General features: G+C 33.5%; 8 protein-coding genes. 3 read left to right on the plus strand and 5 right to left on the minus strand.

Annotated features, from left to right (window positions below; all coding sequences use genetic code 11):
• Nucleotides 1–44 precede the first annotated feature (44 nt).
• Complete coding sequence (rnr, locus tag C8N46_RS13515; RefSeq protein ID WP_108115442.1) at nucleotides 45–2,240, minus strand: ribonuclease R; 2,196 nt, start codon at nucleotides 2,238–2,240, stop codon at nucleotides 45–47.
• 249 nt (nucleotides 2,241–2,489) lie between these two features.
• Between rnr and C8N46_RS13520 the strand changes: the two genes are divergently transcribed.
• The 3 genes from C8N46_RS13520 to rpiB all read left to right on the plus strand — a co-directional run bounded on the left by C8N46_RS13520 (nucleotide 2,490) and on the right by rpiB (nucleotide 5,286).
• Nucleotides 2,490–3,410: a diacylglycerol/lipid kinase family protein gene (locus C8N46_RS13520; protein WP_108115443.1), complete on the plus strand. Its 921-nt coding sequence runs from the start codon at nucleotides 2,490–2,492 to the stop codon at nucleotides 3,408–3,410.
• A 454-nt stretch (nucleotides 3,411–3,864) separates the two neighbouring features.
• A complete protein-coding gene (locus C8N46_RS13525; RefSeq protein ID WP_108115444.1) occupies nucleotides 3,865–4,107 on the plus strand; it encodes a hypothetical protein in 243 nt (80 codons plus the stop codon).
• 744 nt (nucleotides 4,108–4,851) lie between these two features.
• Complete coding sequence (gene rpiB, locus C8N46_RS13530; protein ID WP_108115613.1) at nucleotides 4,852–5,286, plus strand: ribose 5-phosphate isomerase B; 435 nt, start codon at nucleotides 4,852–4,854, stop codon at nucleotides 5,284–5,286.
• Between the two features lie 83 nt (nucleotides 5,287–5,369).
• Here the strand turns inward: rpiB and C8N46_RS13535 are convergent, their stop codons facing one another.
• The 4 genes from C8N46_RS13535 to C8N46_RS20905 form a co-directional block, all read right to left on the minus strand.
• Nucleotides 5,370–5,834, minus strand: a complete 465-nt coding sequence (locus C8N46_RS13535; protein WP_108115445.1) for a hypothetical protein — start codon at nucleotides 5,832–5,834, stop codon at nucleotides 5,370–5,372.
• Nucleotides 5,835–5,837: 3 nt separating this feature from the next.
• Entirely contained in the window at nucleotides 5,838–6,857 is a 1,020-nt protein-coding gene (locus C8N46_RS13540; protein WP_108115446.1) for a hypothetical protein, read from the minus strand.
• 6 nt (nucleotides 6,858–6,863) lie between these two features.
• Complete coding sequence (locus tag C8N46_RS13545) at nucleotides 6,864–9,002, minus strand: phage tail protein (RefSeq protein WP_108115447.1); 2,139 nt, start codon at nucleotides 9,000–9,002, stop codon at nucleotides 6,864–6,866.
• Between the two features lie 116 nt (nucleotides 9,003–9,118).
• Nucleotides 9,119–12,559: a hypothetical protein gene (locus tag C8N46_RS20905; protein ID WP_245896857.1), complete on the minus strand. Its 3,441-nt coding sequence runs from the start codon at nucleotides 12,557–12,559 to the stop codon at nucleotides 9,119–9,121.
• Between the last annotated feature and the right edge of the window lie 132 nt (nucleotides 12,560–12,691).

Here is a 12,691-nt window from a genome sequence, read left to right on the forward strand (position 1 = left end):
AACAATTGGTACATTTTCAAATCATTAAATTAATGCATTAAAAATTAGGCTTCTACCTCAACGCGCTTTCCAATGAGGTCAAAATCCAAATGACGCTTTATTAAGTCAGTATTTTTAACTTTTACCACCACTTCATCACCGAGTTGATACATGTTTTTGGTGACTTCACCTACCAAGGCATATTGCTTTTCATCAAAGGTGTAGTAATCGTCTTTGATTTCTCGAATGCGAACCATACCTTCACATTTGTTGGCAATGATTTCTACGTAAATTCCCCATTCTGTAACGCCCGAAATTACACCTACAAATTCTTCGTCTTTATGATCTTGCATGAATTTGATTTGCATGTACTTGATAGAATCACGTTCGGCACTAGCAGCCAATGCTTCCATTTTAGACGAATGTTCACATTTTTCTTCATACACTTCTGCGTCTGCTGATTTTCCACCATCCAAATAATGCTGTAATAAACGATGTACCATCACATCAGGATAACGACGAATTGGCGAGGTAAAATGCGAATAATAATCAAACGCCAAACCGTAATGACCAATATTTTTAGTGGTATATTTTGCTTTGCTCATGCTTCGAATTGCCAGCGTATCTACCATGTTTTGCTCGCCTTTTCCTTGTACATCTTCTAATAATTTGTTTAAAGAAGAAGTCGTACTTTTTCTCGTTTTTAAATTTAAAGAATAGCCAAATCGGGAAATGATGGTTTGCAAATTTGCCAGTTTTTCCACATCGGGTTCGTCGTGAATACGATAGACAAAGGTTTTTTCTGGTTCTTGTTTTCCAACAAAAGCCGCCACTCTTTTATTGGCTAATAACATAAATTCTTCAATCAGTTTGTTGGCATCTTTTTGCGTTTTAAAATAGACACCTTCAGGATTGTTATTTTCATCTAAATGAAAACGAACTTCCACTTTATCAAACGAAATAGCACCTTGCTGCATACGTTTTGCACGCATGATTTTTGCCAATTCATCTAGTTTTAACGTTGCCTGTACAATGTCGTCCGAAACCGTGTACGCTTCTCCCGTAAGGGAAACATCTGCAGGAATTTCATTGCCTTTCGTTTCAATGATGACTTGTGCTTCTTCGTACGCAAATCGTTTGTCAGAATACGTAACAGTTCGTCCAAACCATTGCTTGAGAACTTCTGCTTTGTTATTGATTTCAAAAACAGCCGAAAAAGTATATTTTTCTTCATTTGGTCGTAACGAACACGCGCCATTGGAGAGAATTTCTGGCAACATCGGCACTACACGATCTACTAAATATACGGAAGTTGCACGTTCGTATGCTTCATCATCTAAAATGGTTCCTGGTTGCACATAATGCGATACATCGGCAATGTGAATTCCGATTTCGTAATTGCCATTTTCAAGCACTTGAAACGACAATGCATCGTCAAAATCTTTCGCGTTTTTTGGATCAATCGTAAATGTCAACACATCGCGCATATCGCGACGCTTTTTTATTTCTTCTTCTTGAATAGTAGTATCTAATTTGTTTGCAAATCGTTCTACAGTTTCTGGAAATTCATATGGCAATCCGTATTCCGCTAAAATGGAATGAATTTCTGTATCGTGTTCGCCTGGTTTTCCTAGCACTTGTTTTACTACTCCAAAAGGAGAATCGGCACGCGCTGGCCAATCTTCAATTTCGACAACTACTTTTTCACCGTCTTTTGCATTGTTGATTTTACTTTTTGGCACAAAAATATCTGTGTACATTTTTTGATTGGAAACTACGACAAACGCAAAGTTTTTTTGCATTTGCAACACACCCACAAATTCTGTTTTGGCACGTTTTATGACTTCGGTAATTTCACCTTCAGGACGATTGTTTCGTCGGCGTTTGTACACGTATACTTCAACCTCATCGCCATCTAACGCATGGTTGAGTTTGTGACTTGGTACAAAGATGTCTTCTTCAAAATCATCACAAATTACATAGCCTTGTCCACGCGTAGTCATATCAATAACTCCTTTGTAATATTCTGTGTTGCCAATGACACGATATTTTCCGCGCTCAACTTCTTCAATTTTTTGTTTCGCTTGGAGTTTTTTAAGTGTTTTTATGATTTGATTTCTTCCGCTGGTATCTGTAATATTTAGTATTGCAGCTATTTGTTTGTAGTTATAAACTTTGTTGGAAGATTTTTTAAATATTTGTAAGATCGCATCTGTAAGATTTGGAATCTTATGCGATTTTTTCTTTTTCTTTCTTGTCATTATATCATGCTGTTTTATACGTTGTTACGCATGTATTCGGTTTTTGTTTATAATTAATTATTCTAAAAAAAGCATACCGAATTTACTTTTTTAAAATTATACATTTTTATGTCAGGAAAATTATGTTTCTAGGAAATTAACAGTTTCAGTTTGAAACATAAAAATAGGAGAGAAGCAGTAATAATTCTGATGCAAAGATACAAATATTTTACAATTTGTATTTTGCAACACATTAAATTGTTGTTATGTATGCGTAAAGATATGTGGTTTTTGATTGTGAATCCAACCTCAGGAAGCTTCTCGCGAAAGCGAAAATGGACACAAATTACAGCTGCTTTTGAAGCAAATGAACTTCCGTATGATTTTACATTTACCAAAAAACCACATCACGAATATGAGTTGGTTTTGGAAGCGCTGGACAAAGGTTATCGAAAGTTTGTCAGCGTTGGCGGCGATGGTACGTTACATCATATTGTAAATGGTTTGATGCAACAGCAACAGGTTTCGCTCGAAGAAATTAAATTGGCAGTAATTCCACTAGGCACTGGAAATGATTGGGTAAAAACCTATAAAATTCCGAAAAATATTGCCAAAGCTGTACAAATTATTAAAGATGAACACACTGTTTTTCAAGATATTGGAAAGCTTACGTTACTGCAGGAGCATAAAACTGTGTTTTTTAATAATGTGGCAGGATTGGGTTTTGATGGCTACGTGGTAAAACGCAATGAACGACTCAAGTTTTTAGGTCCGATGTCGTTTTTGATGTCTACCGTTTTGGGATTGCTCTCGTACAAATCGAACGAGTTTTCTATTAAAAGTAACGAACGAACAATTACTAGCAAATCCTTGTTGACGATTGTGGGAATTTGTCAATTTTCTGGTGGCGGCATGCAATTAACAAAAGAAGTAAATCCTACCGATGGTTTGTTTGATGTATCGATGGCTAAAAACTTTACGTTTTGGACTTTGATACGGAATGTTGTGCGATTGTTTAACGGAACAATTGTCAATCACTCAGAAGTGGAAACTTTTAAAACGGATAGCGTTACGATTGAAACTTCTCAAAAAAATACCTACATTCAAGCAGATGGCGAATTGATTGGAACTGGCGGATTTAAGGCTGAAATTTTGCCAAAAAAACTACAATTTGTGGTTAGTCTAAGTTAGAAACTCAAACTAGAATATCATTTGCGTCAAGATTTTCTTAAAAAAAGTTAAAAAAATCTTAATAAAAGTGTAACATTTGCGTTATTCTTTCGTCTATAGAACAATAACTAAGCGTAAAATAGAGGTAAAACCGTGAAACGAGTGTATAAAGTTATTCTGCTATTTGTATCGATTTTCTTAATCGGTGTGTTCTCGTTTGGTAGTTATATCAATTCTTCTTTGAAAACTAAAACTGATTTTAAAGATGATATCAGAGCTGTGGAAGTTCCGAATGATTCTATAAAAAATGCTGCCGTTGACATGTATTTTTTAAACTAGTTTTCTTATTTTTAAATACTCGATCATCGAGATTTGTAATGCTCTGACGCTTGCGTCTAAATGTTTTAATAGTTTCTATTGAATGTTTTGTTAGTTTATCCCAAAGTAGTTGACTTAGAATTTTATTTATCGTTGTATGACTAATTTTGTCACTGTAGCTACATTTACCTATTCGTTTGAGTATGCCATTTTGCGTATTATTTTAGATCAGAAAGGCATCCATTATGTGTTTGAAAACGATATGATGTTAAGCGTTTTCCCGTTTTATTCGAATGCTATTGGTGGTATTTCCTTAAAAGTCCATAAAAACGACGTAGCACTTACCAAAGAGGTTTTAGATGAGTTTTATGGCAAGCAATCGCATCTTCGGATTGTTTAGGTTTTCTTAGAATTGAGCTATTAGTAGTGACATTCTTTTTCGTTTAACAGTACTTCTCGATACAAATTTGCTTCATTTCGACAAGCTCAATGAGCAGCAAATTCATTCTAAGTAACGGCTTCTTCTAAAGTAAAAGAACTGCTCAGTTTCACGTTTTGTTTCTCACGAAAGTGACACTATTTAAAAACACAGCAAAAATTCAATCTAAAAAGAGATACCACAAAAATGTTATAAACATTAATTATATACAGATTTCTTTTCTTTTAAAAATTCTAAAAAATAATGATGATTATAATAGCGTGTGAATAGGTAGCAAAACTTTTTTATCTTTTTGTTGGAATTGTTTTTTATTGAATTTGATGAACAACTTATGAAAAAGTTAAGTCGTTCATTTTATGATTTATTAGCTAGGTTATCAACAGCTATTAACAACTAAAATTCACAGCTTTTTTTTGATAAAATTGTCTTAAAAAATTGTTAACAATCAAGAAAACGACTCTTGAAAAGTTTTCTAAAAAGAAGTGCTAAATAAATTGTGAAGTTTTAAAATTTGTGCATATTGAAAATTATTCTGAATCCACAAAATTTTCTTCTTAGTTTCTAATCACTAAATATCAACAATGTGTATTACTTTATAATCAACTCAAAATTAAGGAATTGTAAATTATAATTAACAGTGACTTTTTTCGGATGTTTAAAAGTCGATTCATACCTTTGTTTTCCACAAACACAACACAATTATTTATGAAAACTATTGCCATCGGAAACGATCACGCAGGAACCGATTATAAGAATGCCATTGTCGCATATTTGGAATCGAAAGGCTATGCTGTTCAAAATTACGGAACCAACACGAATGATAGCGTTGATTATCCAGATTTTATTCATCCAGTTGCCTTAGATGTCGAAACTGAAAAAGTTCCGTTTGGAATTATCATCTGCGGAAGTGGAAACGGCGCTGCTATGACTGCGAATAAACATCAAAATGTGCGTGCAGCGCTTTGCTGGACCAAAGAGATTGTAGCACTTGCCAGGCAACACAATGATGCCAATATTTTAAGCATTCCCGCACGATTTACTTCGTTACCACAAGCCATTGCCATGGTAGATACCTTTTTAACCACGGAATTCGAAGGCGGACGACACCAACGTAGAGTGGAGAAGATAGCGTGTAGTTAGACTTCTTAGATTGTTGGACTTTTAGATATTAAAAAAACACCGCTAGCTTTTGATAAGGTTGGCGGTGTTTTTTTAATATTACTTTAAAATGGAATATTATTTTTTATTCTTCGAATAGCTTCGTTTATTAGTCCTGAAAAAGTATAATTATTAGAACTTCTTATTACAGGAGATTTTTCTCCTACATAATCTCCGGACATTAAATGATAACAATCGGGATCATCTTTATCTTCATCTAAATAAAAAAATGAAAAAATACTTCCTCCATCTCTCTTATTGAAAGGAAAAATAGGTCTTCCAATAGAATAATTAAAAGTTTCAAAAAATTCTTGTAAGTCTTCTTGAAGCATTTCCCAATCATTCCATACTATACCAGTTCCTGAAATTTTTCCTGCTAGATACAAATATTCTCTAAAGGCTTTAGGAAAAGGATTTGAGTTATTATACTTTGTTTCTAAATCTAATATAGCTTCAGTTGATATTCCTTCTATTCTTACTTTATTGAGAACTATATTATCTTTTAATTTTTGCATATATAATATTTCCATAACTTATTTCTTTTTTGTCTTATTATACAACTTATTGTATTTTTTTATTGTTTCTTTTATATCAGAATATACTTCAGTAATTTGTGAAAACCCTTTAATTCTTTCATCAGTATGGATAATAAAAGTTACTTTTTTTCCAAGACTAGATAACAGGTCTTCTAGCATCATAAACTCTCTAGTACAACTACCACAAGTTTTGTAAATATTCTTCATTTCAATAATAAATTCATCCCCTTTATGTAAATGATTTTTAAGAAAATTATAGATATATTTTATTTCACTATCAAAAACTCTGGGTATACCTTCAAAATCTAATGCATCTTTTACGAATTTAACAAAATCATCATAATCAGTAAATACATCAATAGTATTTTTAGGTAATTTCCAATCAGGTGGATTTCCAAATCTCTTTTTAAAAAATTCATCATACGCTCCAGACATTGAAAATTCATCTATTTTTTCAATTAGTTTACTTTGCAGTTTTATGGTAGTTTTAAACTGGGCTTGATTATATCCTTTTATTAGAGCTGGAAATTCATCTAAATGTTTAGTTAACAATTTGATTAAATCTGCTTTATTAAGAAAAACACTTTTTACTTTTTTTAACCACAAAGCCATTATTGCTTTTTCTCCTTTAGAACGGAATATCTTTCTCCTTTGTATGTAAAGTTTTTTTATAGTTTCAAAATTATTTCTTATAAATACATCCATATATTTAGCTAAGGCTTCCTCAGTAGATAATTTTGGATATTTTTTAGCAGCTTCCTTATTATATTTAGCCATTTTTTTAGCAGCTTCATCAGCAGATAATCCTTTATCATATACAATACTGTTATCCGCTTCACTAACGATACTTTTGGTTCCTTTACCATCATTTATAGATATTATACAACCTAATGTGATGGAGGTATTTCTCCTAGTGATTAATTTTAATCCTGCAATTCGAAGTAATTTTCGTAGTTCTTCTTTCTTTTTTCTTTTTCTTTCCCATGGATACATGAGAAATTTTATTAGCTTTCTCATAATATGTTATTTTACAGGACAGAAAGTTATAGCATCTCCGTTAGCACTTACTTTTGTAGGTTTTAAACCAGCTTTAGTAATTCTATCTCTAGCTGTTTTTGACGGGAATAGGTTTTTGAATACATCATCAACATTCTTACTTACAACTGCTGACATTTCATTAAACCAATTCACCATTTTTTTAAGCAATTGAGGTATTTTGACAACTAAACTTCTTAGATATCTCATAAAGTTGATAACTGAGCGAAATGAAAATTTAATAGTTTTGTAAACACCTCTAACAGCAGTTGTAGCAATTTTACCAGCTCCTTTAATAATTGATAAATATCCTTTAGCAGATACTCTTAATGCTGTTGAAACTGTGCTTGCACCTCCCGTAGCTATTGTAAACGCAACCTCTGAAACTATAAAACCGATTATGTATCCTACACCATATCCAAGTTGATCATAAGTGAGGCTAACATTTGTATTAATTTCAGAAATTTTTTCTTTTGCTTGGTTATATTTATTTTTCACTTTCTCAGTAATATCATCAAGAAATTTACTGTTTTCTCTAGTTGGAAAAAGATAAAATTTTACCAATTGAACTATAAATCCAACAAACGCTTTTACATTTTTCCATGAGAATAATTTTGCAACAGTTTCGATACCATTTTCAAACATTTCTAAAAACATACTAAAATACGTAGTAGGATTTTTGAGTACCTCAGCACCAGTATTAACTAGAGATTTTACACCTTTACATATCATACTAATTAATTGTAGTATTCCTGTTACAGTATCAATTAAACTATTATATAAGCCAACAATGAACGCATTACAATATATAAATCCCTTTTCAAGTGCATCAAGTATATATTTAATGACTTTTTTAATAATGCTTTTGACTTCACTTAAAAATCTAAAAACACCTTGAAGTTTTTGTTTTACAAAATTGATAAGAGAAGAAATTCCAAGTCCGTCGATACTAGATCGAAGTTCCTTTTCTGATTTTTCTATGTCACCTCCAATAGAAGAAAGAGATTCTCCAGAAATATTTTTATTTAATTGTTTTTCAGTCTCTTTTTTAGTTTTCTTCTCTTCTTTTGTTTTAGGTGGTTCATCAAACATTGCCTGTAATATTTTGATATATTCGTAGCCAGGTAATAAAGGTTTGTACTCGTTATTTATGTTACCGTTTTCATCATATCTTTTCCAGTAATTGGGATTTTCAATTCTTAGATAATTTATTCCTTGAGTTGTTAAATCAAAAAGTCCTGCAACAGAGTCTAATGCAAATTCAGAAGCTAATTTTATAAGTTTTAAGCCAGCTCTACTGAAATAGCCTACTTCTTCATTTTTAGTAGTCACATGATCTGTCAAAAACTCCACTATTTTATTTTTGGAAATATTAACATCAAAAAATCTGCATAATTTAGCAATTACATTGAATGGAAGTTTGGAATCTTTGGTGACAGCATTTCCAGATCGAACTCTAAAAACAGATCCTGTAAAATTAAATCCATTATCATTTTCAACATATATTACTAATTCGTTAGGTAATAAGGTTTTTGTATTTTGAAAAGTATTTTCAATTTTAGCACCATCATCTGAAATCATTAAAATTACCGAAATATTTTCTCTAGCTAAATCTTCTTCTAGTTCTCTGAATCGAGGAGCAGCTTTAAGTCTTTTAACAATATTATTTTGTGGTTTGGCTTGAACAGGATTTGACTCTTTATTATAGGTTATAATTACTTCCTCAAGTCCTTTATTAACATCAATAAAAGCATAATATTCTCCATTATAGGATACAATTTTAACTTCTCCAAGCTCTTGGGCATCTAGTTGTTGATTAGGACCATAATTAATACCAGTATCATGAACTATTCTGTAACCAACTTCGTAATATGGATTTATATGTTTTAGATATTCTTCAAAAACTCTAGCACGAAAAACTATATGACCGCCACTTTTTTCGTCTACTATAGCTCTAGCAACACTTTCATCATCAGGATCTAGGGCAACTTTTATATAAAAACCATATCCCGTAATATTATTTTCATCTACATCCTGTACATCATAAATATCATTAAATACAGTTACATGATTAAAAGGCTTATATGTTTTGGTAAAATTTGATACTCCATACTCGTATACATACATAATTTTTATTTTTTAAAATTTTATACTTCGATTTTTGTCAAATTTTGACATGATAAAAGCAGTCCCGAACCGAATTCGGGACGACTTTTTCATTAAAATCTGTGATTAATTGTTTGTTATTGTACCGTAGTTTCTCCTACTACGTCGCTTCCAACGCCACTTTGTGTGCCGCCTATGAGCTCATCGCTTTGTACAATTGGATTGTCTGAGATTTGGTTTCCATTTTCGTCTACTACAGGATTTCCGTCAGTATCAAATCGTAACCAATCGTCGCATTCGTCATTGCATGGTAATCCTTCTACATTGAGTCCGATAGCACCCGCTTGAATAACCGTTAACGAAGTTGGTACACGTGATTCCCACGTTTCTTCCACTACGCCTTCAGGATTGCGCAATTCTTCCACAATCGATACAAATTCTTCATCGCTTGGTGTTGGTACTTGTCCACCATTCCAAATTTGTCCTGTCGCCATATACCAGTTCACAGCTTCTTCAAATCCTGGACGAACGGTGAGGATAACACGTGCCATTCCACTTTGTAAAAAGGCTTTGAATAACGGATCGTCATTTCGCACTTGATATAGTTTTGTCCATTTATCTTTTTTAGCCCAATAGAACGGATAGAAATAGTAGCTCATAATATTCCATTCAAACGCTTGTTCAAAGAATTTTACTTTAGCAGCGTACTCGTCTAATGCTGGACTGGAATATTTAGGAACGACTTCAGATGCAGTAAGTCTGTTTTGTAACAAATCAAGTCCCATATTTTCATGACCTAATAAGTAGGCGATACAGTTTTTACGCAACACTGTACGTTCAACTTCGCGGAAGAATCCAGGATTGATCTTGATTTTTTCTTCGTTTTTCGTTTTTTGTGCAGCATATTTTTCTTCATACGCTGCCAAACGTGCTTCGTAGGCTTCAATAATAGCATTAAAAGTTTCTAACTGCCATGCTTCGTAGGCTTCAGGAAGTAATTTGCATTCTACCTTAAGGTTGAAAGCATACGCTCCCATATCCCAAGAAGCTACAGAAAAATCTAAGGAATTGATAATATTTTCATTTGGAAAATCACCGTCAATACTAATAGCACTTCCTTGATTTGCATTCATGGAGTGATCGTCTCCACCAATACTAATAGCACCTCGCATATACGTTGGACCATTATCTTCACGATGCCCGTGCTCTGCAGTAAAAAATCCGCTATACTTGGATGCATAGTAATTTTCAGGAATTTCTACACTTTCATGTCCAGAGTGTGCCCATCTTCCAGAATTTTCAGTCATGTTACTTTCACTATACGATTTGGAAACGTATACAGTTTCAGCTGGCATTGGGTTAATTTCAGCATTATATATTGCTGCCCAATGTTTTGAATTTGCTTTGGTAATGTCTGTATAATCTTTCATTTGTTGCAAAGCTGCTGCTTCGGTTCTTGGATCTACAGGTTTTACCAATAGGTCTTCATTATCCGTAATTTCTATGGCTAATTCGTGGAAAGCAGCAGGTTCTGGAATCATAAATTCATACATCAAACGCTTGCCGTAGTTGAGGATTTTATTTTCGTAAATTTTATCAACCCAGCGATACACACCAGACACGTGTTTGTCTCCAGTTCGGTTATCAAAACCATGCGAAGTAGTTTCAGAGTATTCTTCTACAATTTTGGTAACACGTTCTTCACGTACTTTTTGAACCACTCTGTCTAAAGCTCTTTCTGTGAGTTCTTTAGCATGTGTAATGGCTTGACTTTCGGATTCTTCGGAAGAAGTATTTGTAGCAAAACTTGCGCTTGCATCTCCTCCCCAATTTTCTCCTCCCCAGCGAATCCCTGCACTTGCATTCATTGAGCGATCTTGCGCTGTCATAGAAGCAATTTCTTGATTCATTTCAAAACGATCTGTAGACGTTGTTTCGGTAAGATTTTCTCTTTCAGTTTCGCTCGAAAAAGTGTCTGTAGTTTCTTGGCGACGTGTGCGTCTTACATCTTTTGATTTGTATTCACGCGCCATGATGTTTTCAATGTGTGAAACTTCTCCTGGCACATAACAACATACTTCTTGTTCTACTTTGCGATAGTCGGCAATTCCCAAACGTTGAATTCCGTACACTACAGGCGCTTCTGTTGAAGCAGGTGCAGTTACACTTGGAGTTAATTCACCCAAATAACATTTTAGTGTCAATCCTCCTACGCTTGTTTCATATATTTCTCCGTTGGAAAATTCAATAAGGATATCAACATCAACGGGATTTGTAAGATCAATACCATCAGAACATAATACCAAAGCAACTTTCGATTCCATGTTGAATTCGGTAAAGTCTCTAAACGTTCCTTGTAAGCTGACATCAACATTTACATCAACTACATCATACGAATTAGTAGGAACATTGATGGTAAGTAGAAAGTTATATAAAGTACTACCAATTTTTCTTCTAGGACATAAGCTATATGAGAAAGGAGCAATCGTAGCATTACTGTTTACAGGAACAGAAACACCACCAGGTAGTACTACTTCTGAAGACGTTAAATCGATATTGTCAAACAACTCATCAGTATTTGATTGAATATCAATAGCAATGATATCTTCAATTTCTTGTAATGTTGTTACATTATTGGCTGCTTCAATATCTGTTAAAACTTGTAACGCAGGTGCACTTATTCTAGTGGTTAACGTACTTTTATCTAATTCATTTTCAAATGAAAAATCATACTCTGGAAGCGTCAAATTCGTATATTCTTTTACGACAGAAGTTTCTCCCGTATCAGGGTCGGTAACGACTCTTTCTGTTAAAGTAGCTGCTGCATAAGCGGCTTCAACAGCATCGTCATGCGTTTTTTGATAAGCAGCTTTGGCTCTAGCTCTTTCTGTGGTATATATTTTTTTAGCTTTGGCGATTTCTTTTGCAATAGCTTCTAGTTCCGTTACGTTTTGCTTTGCTGTAAGCGCATTCATTTCTTTTTTGAAATGCTTTTCTGCTACTTTTGGCGTTCTTGGTTGCGTAGGCGAAACTTCATAACTGAATAATATTTTGTCAATCACAACTCTAGCTTGCGCTAGTTTTTGTAAATCTTTTGCTGTGGCATCAACTTTTAATTGATTATCAAGAAAGAATTTTGCTACTAAATAGGATAGGAGTACATCTCTTAGATACGAATCACCCGAAGTAAGAATGTTGTAATGTAAATCATCCCAAATTTCTACCATATTAGGAATTGCAGCTCCTGTTTGATTGAAATCGTCTACTTTAGCGGTAAGCTCAGTAACCGTAAATTTTGATCTATTGGCAGTAAGCCAAGTTGCTAGTTCAAAAAAGTGTGAATTTGCAGTTTTTAAAGCAGCTTTTGAAGCATATACAGGCGTGTAGCCAGTAATAGCAGTTTCAATGGCTGTTTTTCTAGCTTCTGGTGTCGCTGCTTGTGTGGCAGGAGTAATAAATTCACTCGTTTCACTTGTTGGAAATTGTACAAATCCTAATGCTTTATCAGTCTCTCCAATAAGTTCTGGAGCGCGCATGGTGACGAATCTGTACAAGGTATTCTTGATGTTTTGTTTCATCTTTTTAATTTTAATCGTTTAAATATGTTTGCATAAACTGTTGCCGCTTTTCTAATGACAGTGCTCCATTTTTGTACGATTAAAAACTAATTTTTGTACTACCTGTAATTCAATCAAATGTTTGAATTTTTT

Source organism: Kordia periserrulae (assembly GCF_003054265.1).
GTDB lineage: Bacteria > Bacteroidota > Bacteroidia > Flavobacteriales > Flavobacteriaceae > Kordia > Kordia periserrulae.

What these genes read in the sequence shown, in the direction of transcription:
- rpiB (WP_108115613.1), top strand. Translation starts at nt 4,852, where the DNA reads ATGAAAACTATTGCCATCGGAAACGATCACGCAGGAACCGATTATAAG.
- C8N46_RS13525 (WP_108115444.1), top strand. Translation starts at nt 3,865, where the DNA reads ATGACTAATTTTGTCACTGTAGCTACATTTACCTATTCGTTTGAGTAT.
- C8N46_RS13540 (WP_108115446.1), bottom strand. Translation starts at nt 6,857, where the DNA reads ATGAGAAAGCTAATAAAATTTCTCATGTATCCATGGGAAAGAAAAAGA.
- C8N46_RS13520 (WP_108115443.1), top strand. Translation starts at nt 2,490, where the DNA reads ATGCGTAAAGATATGTGGTTTTTGATTGTGAATCCAACCTCAGGAAGC.
- C8N46_RS13535 (WP_108115445.1), bottom strand. Translation starts at nt 5,834, where the DNA reads ATGGAAATATTATATATGCAAAAATTAAAAGATAATATAGTTCTCAAT.
- C8N46_RS20905 (WP_245896857.1), bottom strand. Translation starts at nt 12,559, where the DNA reads ATGAAACAAAACATCAAGAATACCTTGTACAGATTCGTCACCATGCGC.
- C8N46_RS13545 (WP_108115447.1), bottom strand. Translation starts at nt 9,002, where the DNA reads ATGTATGTATACGAGTATGGAGTATCAAATTTTACCAAAACATATAAG.
- rnr (WP_108115442.1), bottom strand. Translation starts at nt 2,240, where the DNA reads ATGACAAGAAAGAAAAAGAAAAAATCGCATAAGATTCCAAATCTTACA.